Here is a 24966-nt window from a genome sequence, read left to right as displayed (position 1 = left end):
CGCCTGGATCGACGCGACGATTTTGCGACCGGGACGAGATGCGGTAGCCGCTCGGTCTCTTAAGAGGTGCAGGGGATGTGATTGCCGAAGATGATCGATCGGGTTGTGGCTTATGACGCCGAAGACCTTACCAACGGCCCAAAAAAGCCGATGATGCGCGTTATCCGCTTCTGGCTGGAATCGAGGAAGGCGATGTCCAAACCCTCAGGGAAGGACGATCCATCAGGCATCACAAACTTCCACGCAAAGCGTGCGATCCCGTGATGAACATCCACGTCACTTGTCCGTAAGATGCGGGCACCGGGATGCTTGGCCAGAACTCCTGCGATATGCGCGAGCAATTCTTCCGCGCCAGCCGCATGGACCGTAGGGTCCGTGTACGTTGCGCCCTCGCTCCAGATCGGCAACAGCAACGCCCGTCGCTTCTCGGCGTTCTCATCCGACCAGGCAGCACAATACGAATCGATGAGAAGCGTCAAAGGCATCCTATTCCCCTAATGCAGATCGCTCCTGGCGGGTTGCCGATCCGAACGGACGGGTCAGCGAAGAGATCGGGCTCGAAAGCCGGCGCGGAACGGTGAGCGAGATCAAATCCATTGTACCCTTGGGTACAAGATTTCGCCACAACCAGACTGCGCCGCGACCAGAGTGCGGCAATCGTATATCAGTGCAGCGTTTGCATTTGCCTGAAGTCGGGAGGTCCTCAGCCGGTTGCCGGACCGGTTGCGCGCGCAGGCGCCACAGCACCGACCGATTCCCGTTCGACCAGCGGGCATTCGAGCTTGGTGATCGGGTGCCGTCCGCGGCCGGGCGGTGCGGGAAGCTCAAGTTGCTCGATCGCCCATTGCCCCATCGCCATATGCGGCAGGATCGAGGTCGTCAAAGGCGGGAACAGATGGCGGGCGATTTCCTCGTCGTCATAGCCGACGACCGAGATATCCCGGGGGATGTGCAGGCCGGCTTCCTTGAGCGCCTCGTAGCAGCCGATCGCGGTGCGGTCGTTCTGGCAGAAGATGGCGGTCGGGCGGTCCTTGAGCGCCAGCAACTTGACGGTCGCGGCGTAGCCGGCGCTCGCCGACCAGTCGCCCTCGACCACCAGCTCTGCATCGAACGGGATGTCGGCCGTCGCCAACGCCCGGCGATAGCCCTTCAGCCGGTCCTGCGCCGCCTGCATCCAGGGCTCGCCGGTGATGGTGGCGATGCGGCGGTGGCCATGGCTGATCAGGTGGCGGGTGGAGCTCTGCCCGCCGGCGATTTCGCTCGGCACCACCGCAGGGAAGGCGTAGTCGGCGGTATAGCAGTTGAGCAGGATGACCGGGATGTCGAGACCATAGAGATAATCGGGCGCGACGATCTCGCGCGTGAAGATCGTCATATAGATCAGCGCCGAAATGCCCCGCTTGGTCAGTGCTGCAATGGCGCGCGGCTCCATGACGGAATCGCCCAAGGTCTGCGCGACCAGCACGACATTGCCGGCATTCCACGAGGCCTGGCGCGCACCTTCGATGGCGACGACCGCTTCGGGGCTGGTCGCCAGTTGATCGACTGCAAAGCCGATCACCCCGTCCAGCCCCTCGAACGAGGCGACAGGACCGCGAAGAGCAGAGAAGGCAGGTGGCGCATAGCCGAGACCCCGCGCGGCCTCGATCACCCGATCGCGGGTCTGCTGCGAGAGCCTGATGCCCGGCGTGTTGTTGAGGACGAACGAAACCGTCGCTTGCGAGCAGCCGGCGGCCCTTGCGATATCAGTCATGGTGACGCGGCCCTTGGGTTTCTTGCCCGATGGCTTTCGGCGTCTGGAGGCTTCAAGAGGTGGATCGCGCAGATCCGTCGGGTCGCTCATGGCATTGTGTTCCAAATTTCCGGCTTGCTAACCCAGAGGCCGTTCTAGGCGTCGTTAAAGGCCGCAGGACGGCGCGCCGCGTTTATAAGAGAAGCAATTCATTAATCATTATTACCATCCTGGCAGTCGAATGACCATCAGCGCGAAGAGATCAATATGAGACAAGGTGCGGTCCCGAAAGACGGGTTTCTTCCCTTCTCGCATCCCTGCGGCAGCAGCTATGGGCAGACGGCAGCAAGGTTCGCCCCAGAAGACTAATACTATTTACTAATAGCCGTAAGCGCTCTAAAGTCAATTTGTCATGCCGGCCCGGGATCGAACGGGCGATGACGGGAAGCAGGTGTGTGGCGCGGCATTCGCGGCTCTTGGGCCGGCAAACGCAACGCCACGCAATTACGGAAATGTCGGACAAATCGGACTATACGAACAGCCAATGAGTCTCTAGAGTTCAGATTGCGGCTGGAATGGCGCCGTTCTTTCGCTGCCAGCACCCCTTGAGGAGGAGGGCGTCCAAGCCGCATTCGACAATTCAGATCAGCGAAAATGACTGAATCAAACGGGAGGTTGAACATGAAATCTGCGATACGAAGTGCGTCCGTCGCCGCCGTGGCCTTGGCTCTTGGCCTGTCCATCACGGCAATTGCCCGCGCCCAGGACAAACCGACGCTGGCCTTCGTCGTCAACGGCGCTTCCGACTTCTGGAAGGCGGCCGAAGCCGGCGTCAAGAAGGCGCAGGGCGAATTGCCCGATTACAATCTGGAGCTCAAATATCCGGAGCAGTCGTCGGTCGCCATCCAGCAGCGGCTGATGGACGATCTGGTGACGGCCGGCGTCAAGGCAATCATGGTTTCGGCCGTCGATCCCAAGACCTCGACCGACGGACTGAACAAGATCGCTTCGGAGACGGTGCTATTTACCACCGACAGCGACGCGCCGCAGACCAAGCGGGTCGCCTATATCGGCTCGTCCAATATAGACGCTGGCAAGCAAGCGGCCGAGATCGCCAAGAAGGCGATGCCTGACGGCGGCAAATGCCTTGGCTTCGTCGGCCTGCTCGGCGCCGACAATGCCAAGGAGCGCATCGAGGGCATGAAGGAAGGGCTCGCCGGCACCAAGATCGAGCTGATCGACGTTCGTGGCGACGACATCGACCAGGCCCGCGCCAAGAAGAACGTCGAGGACGCGCTGGTCGCCAGCCCCGACGTCACCTGCATGGTCGGCTTCTATTCCTACAACACGCCGCGCATCTATGAAGCGCTGCGCGACGCCGGCAAGCTTGGCTCGGTCACTGTCGTCGGCTTCGACGACGATCCGATCACACTGGGCGGCGTCAAGGAAGGCACCATCGCCGGCACCGTCGTGCAGCAGCCCTTCGAATGGGCTTACCAGGGCATGAAGCTGATGGCCGCCTATCTCAAGGGCGACAAGTCAGGCGTTCCCGCCGACGGGCTGATCATCGTGCCGACCAAGATCATCGGCAAGGACGACGTCGACACCTATGCCGCCAATCTGAAGGCGATGTCCGGCAATTAAGACGAAGGCAGTTGCGCCGGTTCGGGGTCCGCCCCGGGCCGGCAAGCTCGCATTGACGAACCCTGCGAGGGTCGTCAGTCTGCAGATGTGGCCAGAACGGCCCACCCGGCTGCTGTCAGGCATGATGAATTATTCCGACGCATCCATCGCTTCCACGATCGCCCCGTTCCTCGGTCTTGAGGGCGTGCGCAAGACCTATCCCGGCGTGGTCGCGCTGGATGGATTTTCGATGGAGGTCAGGCCCGGCGAGGTCATCGGTCTCGTCGGCGAAAACGGCGCCGGCAAGTCGACGCTGATGAAGATCCTCGGTGGCGTGACCACCCCCGACACCGGCACGATCACCGTCGACGGCGTCGCGCACGACGGGCTGACCGTCGAGGCCAGCATCCGGTCCGGCATCGCCTTCGTCCACCAGGAACTCAACCTGTTCGAAAACCTTGACGTCGCCGCCAACATCTTCTTCGGCCGCGAGCCGCTGCGTGCTGGGCCGCTCAAGCTGGTCGACCGCGCCAGGCTGCGCGCGCTGGCGGCGCCGCTGCTCAAACGCGTGGGCGCCAATTTCTCGGCCGACATGCCGGTATCGGCGCTGTCGCTTGCCCAGCAGCAGATGGTCGAAATCGCCAAGGCGCTGTCGATCGAGGCGCGGCTGGTTATCCTCGACGAGCCGACTTCGAGCCTGCCCCTTGCCGAAACCGACAAGCTGCTCGACGTCATCAAGGCGCTGAAGGCAGAGGGCATCAGCGTCATCTTCATCTCGCACCGCCTTCACGAGGTCGAGCGGGTCGCCGATCGCGTTGTCGTGCTCAGGGACGGCATGCTCGCCGGGACGCTGCCGAAGAACGCCATCAATCACGACCAGATGGTCAAGCTGATGATCGGCCGCATGCTGAAGGAGAGGGAGAAGGCCGCGGAATCGGCGCGCCCGCCCGGCGCCGTCGCCCTATCGGCCAGGGCCGTTCGCACCAGTGCCTATCCCGACCGGCCGGTCGATCTCGGCGTCAGGCATGGCGAAATCCTCGGCCTGGCGGGTCTTGTCGGCTCCGGCCGCACCGAACTGGCGCGCGTGCTTTTTGGCATCGAAAAGAGCCTAGGCGGTGCGCTCCGGCTTGATGGAAAAGACCTGGTTCTCGGTTCGGCTGCCGACGCGGTCGCCAGCGGGATATTCCTCGTCCCGGAAGACCGCAAACTCACCGGCATCCTCCTCGACCTGTCTATTGCCCAGAATATTTCGCTCCCCAACCTGCCGGCGCATGCCCGGCGGTTCCTGGTTTCTGCCGGCGCCGAAGCCGTCACCGCCGAGAAGCAGAAACGCAATCTCGGCATCAAGGCGCCCTCGGTGGCGACGCGCACCGGCACGCTGTCAGGCGGCAACCAGCAAAAGGTGGTGCTGGCCAAATGGCTTGCCATGAACCCGAAGGTGATGATCCTCGATGAACCGACACGCGGCATCGACATCGGCGCCAAGGCCGAAATCTACGGCCTAATGCGGGCGCTGGCCGATGCCGGCGTCGCCGTGCTGATGATTTCGAGCGACATGGAGGAGGTGATCGGCGTCTCCGACCGCATCGCCGTCATGCATGAGGGCCAGATCTCAGGCATTCTCGACAAGGAACAGTTCAGCCAGGAAAACGTGTTGCTGCTGGCGGTTGGCAAACAGCCGAAATAGTTCGCTGGCAAGGCAACGGGGAGAACACGATGAGCAAGAAAGATCTCGGCCTGCTGATCCTGATCCTTGTGGTGGGGGCGGTGGTGGCGATCATCAATCCGCGCTTCCTGCTGCCGATCAACCTCGCCAACACATCGAACCTGATCGGGCTGTTCGGCATCCTGGCGATTGGCCAGGCCTTCGTCATCATCACCGGCGGCATCGAATTGTCGGTCGGCTCGGTGGTCGCGCTGCTCGGCGTCCTGTTCGTCGATTTCATCGCCACGCGCGGTATGGCATGGCCGGTGGCGCTGCCGCTGATCCTCGTGCTCGGCGGCCTCATCGGGCTGGCGCATGGCTGGCTGATCACGCGGCTAAAACTGCAGCCTTTCGTGGTGACGCTATGCGGCCTTTTGATCTATCGCGGCGTCGCGCGTTTCTACACTGCCGACGGCACGGCGGGCTTCGCCTTCGGACAGAACTTTCCGGAGCTCGAATTCCTGACCGCGGGACGATCCTGGGGCGTGCCGAACAGCTTCATCGCGCTGATCGTCATAGCCATCGTGATGTGGGTGGTGCTGCACCGTTCGGTGTTCGGCCGCTATCTCTACGCCATCGGCAAGAATGAGGAGGCGGCGAAATATTCCGGCATCCGCACCGGGCGCGTCGTCATAGCGGCCTATGTCATCTGCGGTGTGCTGACGGCGCTGTCGGCGATCTATTTCGCCATGTACACGCGCTCGATCTCGCCGGCGAGCCACGGCCAGTTCTACGAACTCTATGCCATTGCCGCAGCCGTGCTCGGCGGCTTCTCGCTGCGCGGCGGCGAAGGCTCGCTGATCGGCGTCATCCTCGGAACGGTTCTCCTGCAGGAGCTGCAAAACCTCGTCAACCTGCTCGGCATCCCGTCCTCGCTCAACTTCGCGGTGATGGGCGGGGTGATCCTCATCGGCGTGCTGGTCGACCAGCAATGGGGCGTGTTCCGGGAGCGGCGGCTGATGCTGGGGGCAGCCCGCAAGAGCGCGGCTGGTGCGGCGGCGGAATAGTGGCTCCGCCTCTCTTCTCCTCTTGTGGGAGAAGGTAAGGGGCAGCCTAGATCAGGCCCGACATATCCGAGAACGCCATCGCCTTGCGCAGCACATCGGCAAAGCGCTCGCCGGCTGCCTCGCGTGGGCCGCTATTGTCGATCGAGGTGACACCTGGCCCGGACAACGCCAGATTGGCGCTGCGCGAAAGCCGCGCCAGCACTTCGCCGCGCGACTCGCGACCGCGCATGGCCAGCCGTTCGGCCAGGATTTCGGGTGAAGCGGTGATCTCGACGATCGCCAGATTGGCGTAACGCTCGCGTAGAACCGGGATGATGGCGCGGGAGACGTTGGCAATGGCGACGCGGCCATTGGCGACCGACCAGTCGACGTCTGCCGGGATGCCGTAGCGCAAGCCATGCGCCTCCCAGGAGATGGCGAAGGCGCCGTCCGCTTCGGCTTCGACAAAGGCTGCGTCGGCCAGCGTGTCGTGATCCTCGCTTGCCGTGTCGCTCGGCCGGGTGATGACCCGGCGGACGAACTCCAGCCGGCTCTCGTCGGCAAACAGGGTGCGGGCATAGCCGATCACCGTGTCCTTGCCGGCGCCGCTAGGCCCGACAACGGCGACGAAGACGCCGTCGCGGATCGGAAACGCCGCGGCCGACAATTCACGCTCGATCAACCCCGACGCCATCATGCGACCCGTCGTCCCTGCCGCCAGACCGTGCGGACCACCGGGACATGGTCGTCGAGACGTACACGAACCAGGTCGGCGCGCCGGTCCTGCTCGATGACGCCGCGATCGGTGAGGCCGACCGCCTCGGCCGGATTCTTCGAAACCATCGCCACCGCCTGAGGCAGGGAAATTCCGTCGACCACTTCGCCGAGGAAAAAGGCCGACTGGATCAGGCTGAACGGAATGTAGTCGGACGACAGTATGTCGAGCAGGCCTTCGCCGGCAAGCGTGCGGGCTGAGACGTTTCCAGAATGCGAGGCGCCGCGCATGACGTTGGGCGCACCCATCAGCACGCCGAGGCCCGCCTCTTTCGAGGCTCTGGCGGCTTCTTCCGTGGTTGGGAACTCGGCGACGCGGACACCTTGTTCGGTTGCTTCGTCCACATGGGCTAATGTCGCGTCGTCATGGCTGGCCAGCACGATGCCGCGCTGATGGCAGGCGGCGGCGATGAAGGCGCGGTTTGGCCCCGAATTCGTCGCCGACTCTGCCATCCGCTTCTCGCAGAATTGCTGGAATTCGCGATCCGTCAGCTTCAGCTTGCGCTGGTAATAATAGGCATAGGTTTCCAAGTCGACGAACTGGCGCTGCCCCGGCGCATGGTCCATCAGCGACGCCAGCTTGATCCTGTCATCGCCGTCGAAATGGGTGAAGCCTGCGAGGCAATCCGGCGCCGAAACCTCGCACCGCAGATGGATGAAATGATCGGCCCGCAGCCGGTCCTGATGGACGCTGTCCTCGATCGCGTCGGCCAGCTTGCGCATATCGGCCGAATTCATGTCGGCATCGTCGTCCATGCCGACGCGCAAGGCATCGAGCACGGTGGTGATGCCGGCGGTCGCCACTTGCGCGTCATGAGCGAGAACCGCGGCGATCGGGTTCCAGCGCACTTTCGGCCGCGGCGCGTAATGACCTTCGAGGTGGTCGGTATGGAGCTCGACCAGCCCGGGAATGATGAAATCGCCTCCCATGTCTTCGCCGCTCCGGCCGGCACCGGCATCGATCCCGGCGATCAAGCCGTCGCGCAGCACGATCGATCCTTCGACGATCTCGTCGGCAAGCACGATGCGGGCATTGTTGAGAACGGTCTCGGCGGTCATTTCAGGGCAGTCCTTGGAGCATCTTGCAGCCAGTTGGGATCAATTGGCGTCGGACAAATGCGGTTAAAACAAATGGTCATTTCAGGCAGTTTTTCTGGCCGGGCGACGTCCGAGCGCGTGATGGGACAGCACCATGAACGGGGCGCCAGGTTCGGTTTCGACAAACAGGGTCAGCGCGTCCACCGGCACCGGTTTTTGCAGGACCTGCGCAAACAGGCTGTCGATTGCTAAGCGAAGACGTGGGCTTTCCTGTGGCGAGGCACGGCCGGACAGGGTCATATGGAACCGAAAGGTCTCGAACACATAGGGGTAGCCCCACTGGCAGAGATTGCGGAATTCAGCCGGCTTCAGCGAATCGGGGCTGCGCCGCTCGATTTCCGCCTCGCTCAGCGGCGCGCGAAAACGGTCGAAGTTGCGCACGACGTCGTCGGCGAAGCGGTTGAGCGCCGGCAGCGGTCCTTCCGGCACCAGCGCGAAGAAGCCATCGATCTGGCTGACGACCAGACGCGGAATCGTCACCACCGGCGTCGTCTCGGCGAAATCGTCGAGGGCCGCGCGAAGCGAGGCCTCCGTCTCGTTCGAGGCCAGCCGGAAGGGCGCCTTCAGCGTCGCATGGAAGCCGTAGCGCCGCGCCGAAGCGGTATGGAAGGCTACCTCCGCCGCCGACAGCTCGCCCACGGCCTCGACCGGCCTTGTGGCGGCGCCGAATGGGTCGCGGCCGAGCCAATTGGCGGCGATCCGCGCCAGCGGTTCGTCCTGCCGGGGGGTGAAATAGATAGCGTAGCGCATCGAAAGTCCTCGTCAACTCCCGCTGCCATAGGCGATTTGCATGACGAAATGACGAAGCTGATGATCGCTGCTGATAACAAAGTTGTTCAGGCGGGTCATTAGCCGACGATTTTTTCGCTTTGGGCCAGTTTGCCGACCCGGAAGAGCCGCGCGATCAGCTCTTCATCAGCCATTCGTGCTCGGGCGCGTTGTGGAACTTCCACGTCCGCTTCGGCCCGGCCATGACGTTGAGATAGTAGAGGTCATAGCCATGGCAGGCGGCACAAGGGTGATAGCCCTTTGGCACCAGCACGACGTCGCCGTCCTCGATCGCCATCGTCTCATCGAGCGAACGAGCGCCATTCCTGTCGGCATCGGTATAGACGCGCTGAAAGGCAAAACCCTGCGGCGGGTTGAGCCGGTGATAGTAGGTCTCCTCGAGATAGGACTCATCAGGCAGATTGTCCTGGTCGTGCTTGTGCGGCGGGTAGCTCGACGTATGGCCTCCCGGCGTGATGACCTCGACCACCAGCAAGGAATCGGCCGGCTTGCCCTCGGGCAGGATGTTGGTGACGTAGCGCGTGTTGGTGCCCTTGCCGCGAACCTCCTGGCCGAGATCCTTCGGCCCGATGACGCGGACCGGCAGTCCGCCGCCATGCCCAGGCGCCGAGCAGACGGCGAGTTCGAGATCGGTGTCGGCAGTCACCGACCAGTCAGAGCCCTGCGGCACATAGACTGACCACGGCTTGCCTTCGAAGGGCGACATGCGTTCGCCGAGCAGGCCGAGATCCTTGTCGCCGGCCTTGGCCTTGCCCTTGCCGGTGACGAATACCAGGCAGACTTCGCGATCCGCTGTCTGCCCCGAGGCCGTCTCGCCTGGCCGCAATCGATGCAGATCAAAACCGACATAGGTCCAGCCGGCACTTTGCGGCGTCACATGGGCTACGCGGCCATGGCCCTTATCGGCTTTGACGAGCAGTTTTGACATCTAGGGTTATTCCTTCGGTTCGGTGTCGGCCGAAGCCTTGTCCCCAGCGGCCGGCTTGTAGAGATAGAAGAACTGCCACACGGCATAGCCGGCGAAGCCGAGCGCGATCGTGCCCCAGAATGGCGCGCCGGTGGCAAACTCGACCACGGCCCAGACCAGGCAGACCGCGACGATTGCAACGCGCCGCCACAGAGGTCGGAAGAACGGATGCTCAGAGTCCTTCATCGGATCAGCCCTCGCATCGGATCAGCCCGCCCCCGGGGACACTGCATTCAAGCATTGGGGAAGCCCTGTGTTTCAACCGTGTAGCCTGCCGCCGTCATCACCCGCATCAGCTCCTTGTAGCCGACTTGCGCCATCTTGAGCGGCGGATTCTTTTTGGGATCCTGCTCGGCCTCGACGACGAACCAGCCTTCATAGCCATAGTTCGCCAACCTTTCCACAATGGCACCAAAATCCAGCGAACCATCTCCCGGCACCGTGAAGGCGCCGAGCGCCACGGCATCGAGGAAGGATTGCTTCTGGCGGTCGAGTTTCTCGATCACCTCCATGCGCACGTCCTTCACATGCACGTGGTTGATGCGCTTGTGGTGGTTGTCGATGGCGCGCAGAACATCGCCGCCGGCAAAAGCCAGATGGCCTGCATCGAGCAGCAGCGGAATGCCTTCTCCGGAGTAGCGCATGAACGCGTCGAGCTCCGGCTCCGTCTCGACGACCGCCGCCATATGATGGTGATAGGAGAGCGGCATGCCCTGCTCGGCGCACCATTCACCGAACTGCGTCAGGCGCCTCGCATAGGCTTTCATCTCGTCGTCCGAAAGCCTCGGCTTGGTGGCGAGCGGTTTCGAGCGATCGCCCTGGATGGAGCGGCCGACTTCGCCATAGACGATGCAAGGCGCGTTCACCGCCTTGAACAGCTCGATCATCGGCTGGATGCGATCCTTATTCCTGGCCATCTCTTCATCGACCAGCGTGCCGGAGAACCAGCCGCCGCAAAGCGTGACGTCGGCCTCTTTCAGGATCGGCAGCATGATATCAGGGTCACTGGGAAAACGACGGCCCATTTCCATGCCGGTGAAGCCCGCCGAACGCGACTGCGCCAGGCATTCCTCCAGCGACACGTCATCGCTGAGTTCCGCAAGATCGTCGTTCCACCATGCAATGGGGGACATACCCAGTTTGGCTTTCAAGTCATTACTCCAGTTCAAGCCTCAGGATCAGCTTCAGGGACGGCTTAAGGCCGCCCGCTCAGCGCTTCCTCGTATTTCTTGCGCGCCGCGTTCACTTGCGGGCGCACCGAGACTTCCGGCACGGCAACATCCCACCAGCTTCCACCGGCTTCGGTCGAAACCAGCGGATCGGTGTCGATGACCAGCACGGTTGTCCTTGTATTTTTCTTCGCTTGCGCCAGCGCCGTTTCCAACCCTGAGATCGACGAGACTTTCTCGGCAATCGCACCAAGGCTCGCGGCATGCGCGGCGAAGTCGATATCGGGCAGAACCTCGTGGCGGGCGTCCTTCAGGAGATTGTTGAAGTTGGCGCCGCCGGTCGCCATTTGCAGCCGGTTGATGCAGCCATAGCCTCTGTTGTCGAGCAGGACGACGGTCAGCTTGAGGCCGAGCATGACAGACGTTGCGATCTCGGAATTGAGCATCAGATAGGAGCCGTCGCCGATCATCACGACGACCTCCTCTTCGGGTTTCGCCATCTTGACGCCGAGCCCGCCTGCGATCTCGTAGCCCATGGTCGAGAAGCCGTATTCGGCGTGGTAGGAGCCGGGTGCGCCCGCCTGCCAGAGCTTGTGCAATTCGCCAGGCAGGCCGCCGGCGGCATGAAGCAATATCACGTCGGAGCCCATGGCGCGCTGCACGGCGCCGATCACTTGCGCGTCGGACGGGTAGGCGGCATTGGTCGAGGCCGTCGCCTTGTCGGCATCGGCCTGCCAGTCCTTCTTGCCCCTGGCCGCATTGTCGGTCCAGGCGGCCGGCGCCTTCCAGCCTTTCAGCGCCGCGCCGAGTTCGGCGAGCCCTTCCGCCGCGTCTGCGACCAGCGGCAACGCCTGGTGCTTTCCCGCATCGAAAGGCTGAACGTTGAGGCCGACGATGGTCTTGCCGGAATTCTTGAACAGTGCCCACGAGCCGGTGGTGAAATCCTGCAACCTGGTGCCGACGGCAAGCACGACATCGGCTTCTTCAGCCAGCCGGTTGGCCGCCGAAGTGCCGGTGACGCCGACCGCCGCCATATTGAGCGGATGATCGTCCGGCAGCGAGGATTTGCCGCCCTGTGTCTCACAGACGGGCATGCCGGCGTCCTGCACCAGCTTCGCCAATTCACCCGATGCCTGCGAAAAAAGCACGCCGCCGCCGGCAATCATCAATGGTTTTTTCGCGCCCGTCAGCGCCGCCACCGCGGCCGCCAACTCGCTACGGTCGGGACGCGGACGGCGCTGATGCCAGACCCGTTCGGCAAAGAAGCTCTCGGGGTAGTCATAGGCCTCGGCCTGCACGTCCTGGCAGAGCGACAGCGTCACCGGTCCGCATTCGGCCGGATCGGTCAGCACCTGCATGGCGCGATTGAGCGCCGGGATGATCTGCTCCGGCCTGGTGATGCGGTCGAAATAGCGCGACACCGGCCGGAAGCAGTCATTGACCGTCGCCGTGCCGTCGGAAAAATCCTCTGCCTGCTGCAGGACAGGGTCGGGGATGCGATTGGCGAAGACATCGCCGGGGAGAAACAGGACGGGCAACCTATTTACATGCGCCAATGCCGCCGCCGTCACCATGTTGAGCGCGCCGGGGCCGATCGAGCTGGTCGCCGCCATGAACCTGCGCCGGAAATTGGCTTTGGCATAAGCGATCGCCGCATGCGCCATCGCCTGCTCATTGTGGGCGCGGAAGGTCGGCAATTCGTCGCGCACCTGATAAAGCGCTTCGCCGACGCCGGCGACATTGCCATGGCCGAAGATCGCCCAGACGCCGCCGAAGATCGGCACTTTTTTGCCGTCGATCTCGGTCATCTGGCGGGCAAGAAAGCGGGTCAGCGCCTGCGCCATCGTCAGGCAGATTGTCTTGGTCATCTTGTTTTCCTCCGCAGTCCTTATGCCGCGCCTTCTTATGCTGCTTTGCGGCCGCGCGCGGCAAGCCATGCCTCGGTCAGTCTCTCGAAGCGAGACGCCATGTCGGTCACCGCCTCCTCGTCCGACATCTTGCCGGCAAGCCACTGTTCGGCGGCGTTGATGAAGATGGTGCGGCCGACGGCAAAACCCTTGACGATGGGCGCGTTGGCAGTGGCAGCGAAGGCCGCTTCCAGTTCGTCCTGCGGCGCCTCCAGGCCGAGCAGCACAATCCCGCGGCACCACGGATCGTTCTTCAGGATCACCGCCTCGATCTTTGCCCAAGCGCCGGCTGAAGCCTGCGGTTCGAGCTTCCACCAGTCGGGCTTGATGCCGAGCGCATAGAGTTCGTCCAGTGCGCGTGGAATTGTCGTGTCGTCGAGCTCTCCATGCTTGCCGGCGATGATCTCGATAAGCAGCTCGCGGCCGACCTTGCGTGCGGCCTCGAACAAGCCTTTGAGCTTCTGCTGCTGCTCGGTCTTCAGCGGCTCCGGGTCGTCAGGGTGATAGAAGCACAGGCATTTGATGCAATGGTCGACCGGCCACTCGATCAGTTGCGAACCGATGTCCTGCGAGAATTCGAAACGAAGCGGGCGAGATCCGGGCAGTTCGACCGGCCGGCCAAGCCAGGCGAAGGAATGGCGGGCAAACTCGAACATCGCCTCGCGGCCATATTTCTCGTCGAGCAGCATGCCGTAACCGGCGCGGCCGGCGGCAACTTTCGCCGCAGCCTTGACAGTCAGCACCTTGAAATCATGGATGCGCGACGGGTCGGCACCGGCCTTCGCGGCGACATCGTCAAGCTGGATACGATGGTCGCAGGCCAGCGCCATCAGCGAGGGAATGTCGCGCCTGCGCGTCGTCGCCCAATGGATATGGTTGATCGCCTCGTCCTTGCGCAACGCCAGATGCCTGCTGCCGTTCTTGAGGAAAAATTGCAATTCCTCGAAGGTCGGGTATTCCGGCGCGCAGAGCAGCCGCGACACGGCGAAGGCGCCGCAGGCATTGGCCCAGGTCGCCGCTGTCTCAAGGCTTTCGCCGCCGAGCCAGCCGCGCAGGAAGCCCGACATGAAGGCATCGCCGGCACCGAGCACATTGTAGATCTCGATCGGAAAGCCCTTGCCGACAATGCCGTCCTCGAGATCGCCGCTGATCGGCCCGTCATAGACGATGCAGCCCATGGCGCCGCGCTTCAGGACGATGGTGGCCTTGGACAGCGAGCGGATCGTCTGCAGCGCGCTCAGGCAATTGTCGGCGCCCGACGCGATCATGATCTCCTCTTCGGTGCCGACGATGAGGTCGCAGTCGGGCAGCACCGTCTTCAACTGGGCGGAGACCCGGTCGGATTTGACATAGCGCTCGAACCCTTCGGCATGGCCGGCGAGCCCCCAGAGGTTGGGGCGATAATCGATGTCGAACACCACCTTGCCGCCTTTGGCCTTGCTAGCACGGATCGCCTTGCGCTGCGCAGCATCGCTGTTGGGCCGCGAAAAATGCGTACCGGTGACGACGATCGCGCGCGCCGAGGCAATGAACGCTTCGTCGATATCGTCTTCCGAAAGCGCCATGTCGGCGCAGTCGGTGCGATAGAAGATCATCGGCGAGACGCCTTCGTCCTCGACCGATAGCAGCACCAGCGCCGTCAGCCGGTCCGGGTCGGTCCTGAGGCCGTCAACCGACACGCCTTCTCGAATCAGCTGCTCGCGGATGAAGCGGCCCATCTGCTCGTCGCCGACGCGGGTGAGCAGTGCCGAGCGCAGGCCAAGCCTCGCCGTGCCGACCGAAATATTGGCCGGGCAGCCGCCGACCGACTTGGCAAAGGAGGTGATGTCCTCAAGGCGCGAGCCAATCTGCTGGCCATAGAGGTCGACCGAGGCTCGGCCGATGGTGATAACATCGAGCGGCGCATGTTTCGCGTCCACGGCTTCGCCCATTCGAACCTCCCATCGGCCTTGTTGTCTTGGGGTACACGCGCGAGCGGCAGCGTGGCGCCGGCAATATGAAATAATAATTCCAATCCATAGTCAATATGGAACGCGCATTCCTTTGCTGAAAAGTGCTGCCGCGATGGCCGCCTAAGCCTTGCGTTTGCGGCCGGCATCGCGCCGCTTCTCGCCAACCGCGACGGTCAGCGCCATGGCCAGTGCCATCGTCGCCGACAGCGAGCGGAAGCCGGCGAAATCGGCCTCGGCGACCTCGAACCAGACCTTGGCGAACTGGGCGAGCGGCGAAAACGAGCTGTCGGTGATCGCCACGATCGGCACGCCTTGCTCCGAGATGACGCGCGCTTCCTCGATGGCCGCCGGGGCATAGGGTGAGAAACTGATGGCGATGACGGCATCCCTGGGCGAGGCAAAGCCGATCATCTCGGCGTTGAGGCCGGCGGCCGATTCGATCAGCTGATTGCGGATCTTGAGCTTGCCCAGCGCATAGGCGATGTAGGAGGCGACCGGATAGGAGCGGCGCTTGGCCAGCACATAAATGGTCTCCGCCTTTGCCAGCAAGGCGATCGCATCTTCGAAATGGTCTTCGTTCAACCTGCCTGAAATATCGTTGAGCGACGTGCTGGCCGCGGCGACGAAGCCGTCGAAGATCGCCCGGTGACCGGCGCCTTCCTCGGCCTTGGCGCGCAAGGCCGCCAGCCTTTCATCATAGGATGAATTGCGCTCGCGCAGCCGCTCGCGAAACACCAGCTGCAGGCTGGTGAAGCCGTCGAAGCCGAGCTGCTGGGCGAAGCGGATCAAAGTCGAAGGTTGGACGCCGGCTGAGGCGGCGATGCTGGCGGCGGTGCCGAAGGCAATATCGTCGGGGTTGTCGAGCGCATAGGCAGCGATCTGCGCGATACGCTTGGGCAGGCTATGGCGCCGTTCCAGGATCGTCGTACGCAGCGTCTCGAAATCGCGGGGCACCCGTTCGTCCATGTCGCTCCGCCTAGGCCATCAATCGATGCCGTGTGTGCCCCATCATAGCGAGCCTGTGCAAGAAGGCCATAAAAAATGAGCCATCCGTTCCATTTCTGGATAAAATGGACTAATTCATCCACACAAATCTTTCTGACGGCGGAGACAAGGGAAATGGTCGGAGTAGGCCTCATCGGCACAGGCTTCATGGGCAAGTGCCACGCCATCGCCTGGAACGCCGTCGGCACCGTCTTTCCCGACGTGGCCAAACCAAGGTTAGTGCATCTCGGCGAGGTCGACGAGGACCTTGCCAGGCGCCGTGCCACCGAATTCGGTTTCGCCAAGGGCTCCGGCGACTGGCGCGCAGTTGTCGACGACCCGGACGTCGATATCGTCTCGCTGACCACGCCGAACCAGTTTCACCCGGAAATGGCCATCGCCATCCTCGAGGCCGGCAAGCATCTATGGTGCGAAAAACCGATGGCGCCGAGTTTTGCGGAGGCGCAAGCGATGGCGGCGGCGGCCCAAAGGTCCGGCAAAGTGGCCGCTCTCGGCTACAACTACATCCAGAATCCCGCGATCCGCCATATCGGTGCGCTGCTCGGCGAGAAAATCATCGGCGAGGTCAATCATCTGCGCATCGAGATGGACGAGGATTTCATGGCCGACCCGGAGGCGCCATTCTTCTGGAAGCACGAGGCGGCGTCCGGTTACGGCGCGCTCGACGATTTCGCCGTGCATCCGCTGTCGCTGGTTGCCGTGTTGTTCGGCCGCGTCGCCCGCGTCATGTGCGACATGGCCAAGCCCTACGTCGACCGCAAACTCGCGTCCGGCGGACGCCGCGCGGTCGAGACCTACGACATCGCCAGCGTGCTGATGCATCTCGAAAACGGCATTGCCGGCACGCTTTTGGTCAACCGTTCGGCCTGGGGTCGCAAGGGCCGGATTGCCATCCAGATCTTCGGCTCGAAGGGCTCGATCCTGTACGACCAGGAGCGGATGAACGAGTTCCAGCTCTATCTCACCGCCGACCGGCCGACCGAGCAGGGCTACCGAACCATCCTGGTGGCGCCGCACCACAAGCCCTACGATGCCTTCCTGCCGGCGCCCGGCCACGGTCTCGGCTTCAACGATCTCAAGATGATCGAATGCCGGGAACTGCTGACCAGGCTGGCCGGCAAACCGGCACGCATCATCGATTTCGACGAAGGCCTTGAGATCGAGCGCACCGTGCACGCCATGGCGCGTTCGTTCGAGGAGCAGCGCTGGGTGGCGGTGCGGTAGAGGCTGCTTCCAGCTGGCCGCCGGCCGCGCTTTCGCGGCCAACGGCGTCCGCTGTCTCAGGCAGCGCCCGGACGGCTGGCGATCATGGCGCGTCGTGCTGACCGGCGCCGCTCGACGGCGTCGGCAAGGCCGTGCAGCACCGTTTCGGTGGTTGCCCAGTCGATGCAGCCATCGGTGATGCTCTGGCCGTAAACGAGCGGCTTGCCGGGTACGACGTCCTGCCGGCCGGCGACGAGGTTGCTCTCGATCATGACGCCGATGATGCGCTCGTCGCCTGCCGCAACCTGGCCCGCCACGTCAGCTGCTACCTTCGGCTGGTTCTCAGGCTTCTGTTGCTGTTGGCGTGACTGACATCGATCATCAGCCGAGGTGCTACGCCGATCCTGGCGAGGTCCGCACTGGCCGCCGCGACGCTTGCCGCGTCATAATTGGGCTGAATGCCGCCGCGCAGGATGACGTGGCAGTCCTCGTTGCCGGTGGTCGTCGCGATGGCGCTGCGCCCGCCCTTCGTAACGGCCATGAAATGATGCGGCTGCGCGGCGGATTTCACCGCCTCGGCGGCGATCCGCAAATTGCCGTCGGTGCCGTTCTTGAAGCCGACCGGGCAGGACAGGCCGGATGCGAGTTCCCGATGGATCTGGCTCTCGGTCGTGCGCGCGCCGATCGCGCCCCAGGCGACGAGGTCGGCAATGTATTGCGGGGTGGCCATGTCGAGGAATTCGGTCGCCGCCGGCAGGCCGAGATTGTTGACGGCCGAGAGCACGTTGCGGGCCAGTCTCAATCCCTTGTCGATGTTGAAGCTGCCGTCGAGGTCAGGATCGTTGATCAGGCCCTTCCAGCCGACCGTTGTGCGCGGCTTCTCGAAATAGACGCGCATCACGATCTCCAGCCGATCCGACAGGCTCTCGCGCAGCGTCGCCAGGCGGCTGGCATAGTCCACGGCAGCGGCCGGGTCGTGGATCGAACAGGGGCCGACGACGACGATCAGCCGATCGTCAATGCCGGTCAGCACGGCGTGGATCGCGTTGCGTGATGCGGTAACGGTACGCGTCGCCGTCAGCGTGCGCGGTATCTCCCGCATCACCTGGTCCGGCGTACTCAGTTCTCGGATTTCCTTGACCCGAAGATCATCTGTGGTGGTCAACACGGCTTTCTGCTCCTGATTGGGAGACCTGCCGGCTGAAACAAAAAAGCCGCCAGGTCTGGCGGCTGTTCGGATGTTGTTGCTGCAATCTTCAGATCGAGCGCAATCCTCCCGCCGCCAGCGAGCTCCTAAAGTACCAATACGTGGCGGTCAGGTTGATCATGAGGCTCATATAGTCGAAGCGAAGGCGCTTGTCACGCGTCTGATATAGGGAACGCCTCAGCTTGAAATCTGACGGCCTGCCTCTCGCGATCCAGCCCAAGCTTCGATACGTTTAGGGGTAATGGACCCAAATCCTGAAGAACCGGTCGATGTTTATGCGCTGCTGCGAGCGGCGGCAGAGGCGCGCCTAAGAACAGCCAAAGCCATGCTGAGCGCTTACGAGGCCAACGCCTTCGGGACGCCAGCTACGCCGGAGGATCTCGCCTACTGGAAACAAGAGTTGGCCGACGTTCAGGTTGAGTTGGCGGGGTTGCACGATGCACACAGGACCTAATCCTCTGCCGACGTTTCAAACTGACGCTGCCTGAAGCTACTCCGGCGAGGCCCCTGCGATGCTCTGGTCGTAGTCGACCAGCGACCCGGTCATGACGCCCGACTGCGGGCTGACCATATAGCTGATCAGCCGGGCAAGCTGGTCCGGCTTCACCAATTGGCCCATCGGCTGCGCCGCCTCGGCCTTTTCCAGCCAGTCGTCAGGCGCGTCGTGCCATTTCTTCTGCACGATCGCCTCGCCCTCGGTGTCCATCCAGCCGGGCAGCACCGCATTGCAGCGGATGCGATGGCCGCGATAGGCATTGGCGACATTCTTGGTCAGCGTCATCAGCGCGCCCTTGCTGGTCGAATAGGGCGTCAGGAAGGACTGGCCGCAATGCGCCGACATCGACAACACATTGACGATCGAGCCCGGCGCCTCGCGTCCGAGCAGATGCGCCACCACGCCCTGCATCAGGAAGAAGGGGCCGCGCACATTGGTCGCAAAGATCGTGTCGAAAAGCTCTTCGCTCGTTTCGACCAGCGACCCGCGCGCCGAGGTGGCGGCGGCATTAACCAGCGCATTGACGGTGCCGAAATGGCGGATCGCAGTGTCGACGGCGCGCTTGCAGTCGGCCACTTTGGAAACATCGGCGCTGATGAAGATGGCGTCGACGCCCGACTTCTTGAGGGTGGCGACGGCTTTGTCGCCCTTCTCCTGCGAGCGGCCGATCAGCGCCAGCGCTCGGCAACCCTCGTCGGCCAGCGCCTCGGCGACGGCGAAGCCGATGCCTTGCGCGCCGCCGGTGACGATGGCGCGTGTTTCGGAATTGCGACCGGCGGAACCGTTCATCGCCTTGCTCCCGTGCTTGGTGTTGCTCAGATGGTCTTGTCGAGGCGAACGGTCTTGCCGTCCTTGGCCGATTTCAGCGCCGCGTCCGCCAGCCTCAGCGCGACGAGACCGTCCTTGCCGCTCGGCGCCGCCTTGTTGCCTGATGTCGCCGCCGCGATGAAGGCGGCGATCTCGTTGGCATAGGCGTCGAGGTAGCGGGTCATGAAGAAGTCGTGCAGCGGCGGGCGCGTATAGCCTTTCTCGTTGGCCAGTTCGATCGATACCGGCCGCTGGTTCTCAGCCGCAACCATGCCTTTCGAGCCATGCACCTCGATGCGCTGGTCGTAGCCATAGGTGGCTCGCCGCGAATTGGAGATGATGCACTGCTTGCCGGAAGCGGTTTCAAGGATGACGCTGACGCTGTCGAAGTCGCCGGCTTCGCCAATCTTCTTGTCGACCAGCACCGAGGCATGGGCGCTGACCGCCACCGGCTCCTCGCCGAGCAGGAAGCGCGCCATGTCGAAATCGTGGATGGTCATGTCGCGGAAGATGCCGCCCGAGCGGCCGATATAGTCGAGCGGCGGCGGGCCGGGATCGCGCGACGTGATGGTCACCATCTCGACCGTGCCGATGGCGCCATCGTCGATCGCCTTACGCACGGCGGCGAAATGCGGATCGAAGCGGCGATTGAAGCCGACCATCAAAGTGGCGCTGGCCTTGTCGACCACTTCAAGGCATTGTTCCACTCTGCCGGCGTCGAGGTCGATCGGCTTCTCGCAGAAGATCGCCTTGCCGGCCCTGGCGAACCGCTCGATCAGATCGGCATGGGTGTCGGTCGGCGTGCAGATGATGACCGCGTCGATATCCCCGGCTTTTTCGATGACCTCGATGGTGCGCACTTCGGCGCCATAGGCCGACGCCAGATCCGTCGCCGCCTTCTCGAACGCGTCCGCCACCGCGACCAACCTGGCCTGCGGATTGGAGCCGACGGCGCGGGCATGGACCTTGCCGATACGACCGGCACCGAGAAGAGCGAAGCGGAGAGGCATGGGAATTCCTTTGAGGGTGGTTTGAAATGGAGTGCGTCTTTACCGCACCGTTCAGGGGGGCGCGGTGGAATTTCTTATGTGACAGCGACAGGCCGATGGCTGGCCGCGCCGGCGCCGCGCTAGGCCGCCAGTTCCGCCTCCCCGGTCTTGGCGCCGGTGATGTATGAGACGATATCGTTGCCGTCGGTGTCCTGCTTGCGCAGATTGGCGACGATCCGGCCGCGCCGGAAGACGACGATGCGGTCGCAAAGGTCGAACACCTGGCGCATGTTGTGACTGATCAGGATCAGCGGCTCGCCATTGGCTTTCAACGTGCGGATGATGTTTTCGACCTGCATCGTTTCCTGCACACCGAGGGCTGCCGTCGGCTCGTCCATGATGATGAGCTTGGAAGCAAAGGTCGCGGTTCTGGCGATCGCCACGCATTGGCGCTGGCCGCCCGACATGTGGCGGATGGTGTTGTTGAGGTTGGGAATCTTGACCGCCGTGCGGATCAACGCCGCCTCGGTCGCCTTGCGCATGAACTTGCGATCGAGGATCGAGAAAGGCCCGAGATTGAAAAGCACCTTTTCGCGACCGAGAAACAGGTTCGACGGCACGTCGAGATCGTCGGCAAGCGCCAGGTTCTGGAACACCGTCTCGATGCCCGCCTCGCGCGCCGCGATCGGGCCGGCGAAGTTCACTTCCTTGCCGTCGAACCACACCTTGCCGCTGGTGCGTTGTTCGACGGCGGTGATCTGGCGCACGAAGGTCGATTTGCCGGCGCCGTTGTCACCCATGATGGCGACATGCTCGCCCTTGCGCAGTTCGAAATTCGCGCTTTCGAGCGCATGCACGCCGCCATAATATTTGGTCAGGTTTTCGGTCTTCAGGACGATATCCGACATGATCAAGCCCTCATTGCCCGCAGGCGCTGGCGCCACTGGTCGAGAACGACTGCGCCGATGATGATCACGCCCTTGACCATCTCCTGGTAATAGGCGTCGAGGCGCAGGAAGGTGAAGCCGGAGATGATGACGCCGAAGATCAGGGCGCCGATCACCGTTCCGATAATCGAGCCGCGGCCGCCAGACAGCGAGACGCCGCCGATGACCGCCATGGCGATCGCGTCGAGTTCGTACATCACGCCCATACCGGCCTGAGCGGTGAGGTTCTTGGAGCTCAGCACCACGGCGGCAAGCGAGGCGAGGATGCCGGCAATGACGAAGACGAGGATCTTGTGGTTCTGGACATTTATGCCGGACATGCGCGCGGCGTCCTCGTTGGAGCCGATGGCATAACAGTGCTTGCCGTACCTGGTGTATGACAGGATCAGCTGGAACAGAATTGCCAGCGATATGAAGATGATGACCGGCATCAGTCCCTTGCCGATGGCGGCGAAACTCTCGGTGGGAAACGAGATCGGCTGCCCCTTGGACCACCATTTGGCGACGCCGCGTGCGGTGACCATCATGCCGAGCGTGGCGATGAACGGCGGGATGCGGGTGTAGGCGATCAGCGTGCCGTTGATCAGGCCCGCCAAGAGGCCGCAGCCGATTGCGACGAGCACCGGCACGATCACCGGCAGATCGGTCCAGCCTTGCGCGAGGAACACTGCCTTGGGGTTAGGGTTGCCGTTGACCGTCGCCACCTGGGCGAAGCTCATGGCGATCATCGCCGTGGCGCCGACGATCGAACCGGAGGAAAGATCGATGCCACCCGAAATGATCACCTGCGTCACGCCGATGGCGATGATGCCGACGATCGACACCTGCAGGATGATGATCTGCAGGCGCGCCTCGTTGAAGATCGTATCGACATTGGCGCGGGTGTTGAACAGGAAGCTGTCGCCAAGAAAGACCCGGCCTATCAGCTCGAAGGCGCCGACGAGGATAAGGAGCGCCAGGAAAACGTTGAATTCGGCAGGCCATGTGCGCTTCTTCGCATCATAGCTGAGTCCGCCGACGCCATGGGTTGTCTGTGCCAATCTTGCTTCCTCCGTCAGCAGTCGCCCCCGCCGCCTGTCTGCGGCGACGAGGGAAAGAGGAGCGGCGCTTTTTGTTTTTCGAACATCGGATTCTTAAAACGGTCCGATGCTCTGCCGCGCCGCTCCCTATCGAAAACGGTCCTCTGCCTCTCAGTTCTTCTGCAGGAACTTGTCGATGTTCGCCGGCGTGACCAGCTGGAAGGGGATGTAGACCTTCTGTTCGACCGCCTCGCCCTTGGAAAGCTTGAGCGCGGCGTCCAGCGCCCCGGCACCCTGGCCGGCCGCATCCTGGAACACGGTCACGTCGAGGTCGCCCGCCTGCATCGCGGAAAGCGCGTCCTGAGTGGCGTCGACGCCGCCGACGACAACCGACTTCATGTCGACATTGGCAGCCTTCATGGCCTGGATGGCGCCGATGGCGCTTTCGTCATTGTTGGCGATCACGCCATCGAACGGCGTGCCGGTCGACAGCCAGTTGGTCATCAGGTTCTGCGCTTCCTCGCGTTTCCAGTTCGACGTCTGCTTGTCGATGATCTTGATGAAGCTGCATTCCGGAGTGGCGATCACATCGTCAATGTCCTTGGTGCGCTGCACCGCGGCCTGGTTCGACAGTTCGCCCATGATCACATAGACATTGGCCTCGGTCTTGCCGGCCTCCTTGAACAGGCGGCAGACTTCCTGGGTTTCGAGAGTGCCTGATTCAACCTCGTTCGAGGCGACGAAGGCCTGGTTGTCCGGCAGGGTATCGACGTTGACGGGCTCTCGGTTGACGTAGACCAGCGGAACCTTGGCCGCAGCGGCGGCGTCCGACATCGCCTGGGTGGCCGAGGTGTCGACCGGATTGACGATGATCGCGTCGACGCCCGAGGCGACGAAATTCTTGATCTGGTCGAGCTGCTTGGCGACGTCGTTCTGCGCGTCCTCGACCTGCAGTTCCACGCCTTCCATGCCCTTGGCCTGCTCGATCATGCCGTTGCGCAGCACGGTGAGAAAATTATCGTCGAACAGCGCCATCGACACGCCGATCTTGGCAGCGAGAGCGGACGAACTCATCAGCGCCGAAAACACGACGCCCAAAAGCAGTTTTTTCATTTTATTTTCTCCTCCACAGAATTGGTGTCCGGCTGCACCGATCTACCCGGAATCCCCGATCTCCAGGGGAATCTCTCCCGATTGCCATCTCCGTTCCCGATGGCGATTTCTGCGTCGACTGGAACGCCAGCCCTCTGCCTGAAACAGATGTTCCGGAACGAAAGAACCAAAATGCCTGTCTAGTGAAATATTTATTCCATTCCGCCTGCGGGCGTCAAGGAGATTCCGAAATCGGATGACGGATTTTCGGATAACGTGGCTGAGGGTCGGCAAATCTTCTGCAAGAATCTATCAGGTTGATGGTTCACATCATTACCGGCGTATCGTGGTGCCTGATCTGAATCTGGATGCATTGGCTGAGCCCAGTTGCCCGACGCTAAATGTTTTCCGGCAGATAGATGTCGAAGGGCAGGAAGGTCTGGCCCGGCGCATTGGCCGCGCCTGCCTCGATGGCATGCGCCATCAGATCGACAAGCTCGCGGCATAGTGCTGCCAGCGGCGTCGAAATCACCATGGTCAGGATGTTGTCGGCGAGCGCCGCGCGCGATTCGGCATTGATCTCGTTGCAGACGACCACCGGCATGTTTGCCGGCCTCGCCGCCCGTAGCGCGGAAACCGCGCCTTCCATGCCGCCGCCGGCCACGTAGCAGCCGGCAAGATCCGGGTACCGCGCCAGAAGATCGATCATCGCATCATGGGTCACCTGGTTGGCCTCCAGATTGACCAGTGTCTCCAGCAACGTGAATTCCGGCGCATGCTCGCGGAAGAATGATCTGAAGCCGATCTCGCGCAGCTCATGGCCATGGAAGCGATGGCTGCCGACAAAAAGCGCGACCTTGCCGGGCCTCCTCGCCGCCCTGGCGATCATCCAGGCCGCGGTGCGGCCGACCTTGCGGTTGTCGAGGCCGACATAACCTTCGCGGATGCCGGCGGCAAAGTCGGACAGCAGCGAGAAGACCGGTTGCCCTCTCGCCTTCAGCGCCTCGACGGCTGCCGTCAGCGTCGGATGGTCCGGGCCGACAAGGGCGACGGCCCTGGATTTCGCCGCCAGCTTGCGCATCTGGGCAGCGATCTCGCCGGGAGCCAGCGAAGTGGCGAAGTCGATGGTTGCGACGCCGCGGAAGCGCTGCGATTGCGACACCGCCAGTTCAAGCTCCCGCGCGAAATCGCCGTAAAAAACATCATTGCCCCTCAGCAGCAGAAAGCCGAGCCGATATTCCGGCAAGTCTTGGCGCATGCGCTGCTTGATCAGCCCGGCGGCGTGGTAGCCGATGCTGGTGGCGGCCTCATAGACGCGGCGCGCGGTCTCCTCGCGCACCGGCAGGCGGTTGTTGAGCACCCGGTCGACGGTGGCGACGCTGACCCCTGAAATACGCGCCAGATCGGTTATGGTTGGTCGCTTGGCCATGGCTCTCTCCGCTTGCCAGCCAATTTACATCATTCTGATAGAAAATGATAGAAACTATCTTCATGACATT

Annotated in this window: 21 protein-coding genes and 1 pseudogene; 4 read left to right on the top strand and 18 right to left on the bottom strand. The window is 62.8% G+C overall.

The genetic code is table 11. The features are described 5' to 3' along the window. Nucleotides 1-110 precede the first annotated feature (110 nt). Entirely contained in the window at nt 111-479 is a 369-nt protein-coding gene (locus ABID19_RS08940) for a hypothetical protein (protein WP_354489772.1), read from the bottom strand. A gap of 224 nt (nt 480-703) precedes the next feature. Then, entirely contained in the window at nt 704-1843 is a 1140-nt protein-coding gene (locus ABID19_RS08935) for a LacI family DNA-binding transcriptional regulator (RefSeq protein WP_354489770.1), read from the bottom strand. A 570-nt stretch (nt 1844-2413) separates the two neighbouring features. Between ABID19_RS08935 and ABID19_RS08930 the strand changes: the two genes are divergently transcribed. The 3 genes from ABID19_RS08930 to ABID19_RS08920 all read left to right on the top strand — a co-directional run bounded on the left by ABID19_RS08930 (nt 2414) and on the right by ABID19_RS08920 (nt 6067). Continuing rightward, on the top strand, nt 2414-3376 hold the full coding sequence (locus tag ABID19_RS08930; protein ID WP_354489768.1) for a sugar-binding protein: 963 nt from the start codon (nt 2414-2416) through the stop codon (nt 3374-3376). Nucleotides 3377-3500: 124 nt separating this feature from the next. Further along, nucleotides 3501-5042, top strand: a complete 1542-nt coding sequence (locus ABID19_RS08925) for a sugar ABC transporter ATP-binding protein (RefSeq protein WP_354490650.1) — start codon at nt 3501-3503, stop codon at nt 5040-5042. Between the two features lie 29 nt (nt 5043-5071). Next, nucleotides 5072-6067 (top strand): ABC transporter permease, encoded by a 996-nt coding sequence (locus ABID19_RS08920; protein ID WP_352926906.1) that lies wholly within the window; start codon nt 5072-5074, stop codon nt 6065-6067. A gap of 46 nt (nt 6068-6113) precedes the next feature. Here ABID19_RS08920 and phnN read toward each other — a convergent pair whose 3' ends face one another. From phnN to ABID19_RS08875, 9 genes are all read right to left on the bottom strand, one after another. Then, a complete protein-coding gene (phnN, locus tag ABID19_RS08915) occupies nt 6114-6743 on the bottom strand; it encodes a phosphonate metabolism protein/1,5-bisphosphokinase (PRPP-forming) PhnN (RefSeq protein WP_354489766.1) in 630 nt (209 codons plus the stop codon). Beyond that, nucleotides 6740-7879, bottom strand: a complete 1140-nt coding sequence (locus ABID19_RS08910) for an alpha-D-ribose 1-methylphosphonate 5-triphosphate diphosphatase (protein WP_354489764.1) — start codon at nt 7877-7879, stop codon at nt 6740-6742. Before ABID19_RS08910 ends, phnN begins: the two co-directional genes overlap by 4 nt. A gap of 81 nt (nt 7880-7960) precedes the next feature. Continuing rightward, entirely contained in the window at nt 7961-8668 is a 708-nt protein-coding gene (locus tag ABID19_RS08905) for a DUF1045 domain-containing protein (protein WP_354489763.1), read from the bottom strand. Between the two features lie 154 nt (nt 8669-8822). Then, nucleotides 8823-9635 (bottom strand): 5-deoxy-glucuronate isomerase, encoded by an 813-nt coding sequence (gene iolB, locus ABID19_RS08900; protein ID WP_354489761.1) that lies wholly within the window; start codon nt 9633-9635, stop codon nt 8823-8825. Between the two features lie 6 nt (nt 9636-9641). After that, on the bottom strand, nt 9642-9860 hold the full coding sequence (locus tag ABID19_RS08895) for a DUF3329 domain-containing protein (RefSeq protein WP_352926893.1): 219 nt from the start codon (nt 9858-9860) through the stop codon (nt 9642-9644). A 47-nt stretch (nt 9861-9907) separates the two neighbouring features. Then, entirely contained in the window at nt 9908-10825 is a 918-nt protein-coding gene (gene iolE, locus ABID19_RS08890) for a myo-inosose-2 dehydratase (RefSeq protein WP_354489760.1), read from the bottom strand. Nucleotides 10826-10869: 44 nt separating this feature from the next. Continuing rightward, a complete protein-coding gene (gene iolD / locus ABID19_RS08885; RefSeq protein ID WP_354489759.1) occupies nt 10870-12711 on the bottom strand; it encodes a 3D-(3,5/4)-trihydroxycyclohexane-1,2-dione acylhydrolase (decyclizing) in 1842 nt (613 codons plus the stop codon). Nucleotides 12712-12746: 35 nt separating this feature from the next. After that, the gene (locus ABID19_RS08880) at nt 12747-14681 is read right to left on the bottom strand and encodes a bifunctional 5-dehydro-2-deoxygluconokinase/5-dehydro-2-deoxyphosphogluconate aldolase (protein ID WP_354489757.1); all 1935 of its coding nucleotides are present in this window, start codon (nt 14679-14681) and stop codon (nt 12747-12749) included. Nucleotides 14682-14822: 141 nt separating this feature from the next. Beyond that, nucleotides 14823-15668, bottom strand: a complete 846-nt coding sequence (locus ABID19_RS08875; RefSeq protein ID WP_354489755.1) for a MurR/RpiR family transcriptional regulator — start codon at nt 15666-15668, stop codon at nt 14823-14825. A gap of 153 nt (nt 15669-15821) precedes the next feature. Between ABID19_RS08875 and ABID19_RS08870 the strand changes: the two genes are divergently transcribed. Then, the gene (locus ABID19_RS08870) at nt 15822-16931 is read left to right on the top strand and encodes a Gfo/Idh/MocA family protein (RefSeq protein ID WP_354489753.1); all 1110 of its coding nucleotides are present in this window, start codon (nt 15822-15824) and stop codon (nt 16929-16931) included. Nucleotides 16932-16987: 56 nt separating this feature from the next. On the opposite strand, the pseudogene ABID19_RS08865 reads toward ABID19_RS08870, so the two are convergent. The 7 genes and pseudogenes from ABID19_RS08865 to ABID19_RS08835 all read right to left on the bottom strand — a co-directional run bounded on the left by ABID19_RS08865 (nt 16988) and on the right by ABID19_RS08835 (nt 24896). Beyond that, nucleotides 16988-18078: pseudogene (locus ABID19_RS08865) on the bottom strand (3-deoxy-7-phosphoheptulonate synthase). 529 nt (nt 18079-18607) lie between these two features. Next, nucleotides 18608-19402 (bottom strand): SDR family oxidoreductase, encoded by a 795-nt coding sequence (locus ABID19_RS08860; protein WP_354489751.1) that lies wholly within the window; start codon nt 19400-19402, stop codon nt 18608-18610. A 26-nt stretch (nt 19403-19428) separates the two neighbouring features. Next, the gene (iolG, locus tag ABID19_RS08855; protein WP_354489750.1) at nt 19429-20430 is read right to left on the bottom strand and encodes an inositol 2-dehydrogenase; all 1002 of its coding nucleotides are present in this window, start codon (nt 20428-20430) and stop codon (nt 19429-19431) included. A 119-nt stretch (nt 20431-20549) separates the two neighbouring features. Continuing rightward, nucleotides 20550-21317, bottom strand: coding sequence for an ATP-binding cassette domain-containing protein (locus ABID19_RS08850; RefSeq protein ID WP_095484497.1), 768 nt, complete (start codon nt 21315-21317; stop codon nt 20550-20552). A gap of 2 nt (nt 21318-21319) precedes the next feature. Next, on the bottom strand, nt 21320-22396 hold the full coding sequence (locus ABID19_RS08845) for an ABC transporter permease (protein WP_354489748.1): 1077 nt from the start codon (nt 22394-22396) through the stop codon (nt 21320-21322). Nucleotides 22397-22546: 150 nt separating this feature from the next. Further along, nucleotides 22547-23488, bottom strand: coding sequence for a sugar ABC transporter substrate-binding protein (locus tag ABID19_RS08840; protein ID WP_352926868.1), 942 nt, complete (start codon nt 23486-23488; stop codon nt 22547-22549). Nucleotides 23489-23864: 376 nt separating this feature from the next. Continuing rightward, on the bottom strand, nt 23865-24896 hold the full coding sequence (locus ABID19_RS08835) for a LacI family DNA-binding transcriptional regulator (protein ID WP_354489746.1): 1032 nt from the start codon (nt 24894-24896) through the stop codon (nt 23865-23867). Nucleotides 24897-24966 lie beyond the last annotated feature (70 nt).

Origin of the sequence: Mesorhizobium robiniae, from assembly GCF_040545535.1 — a bacterium.
GTDB lineage: Bacteria > Pseudomonadota > Alphaproteobacteria > Rhizobiales > Rhizobiaceae > Mesorhizobium > Mesorhizobium robiniae.
The sequence above is the reverse complement of the archived record's forward strand: the minus strand, read 5'-3'. Positions and strand labels throughout refer to the sequence as shown.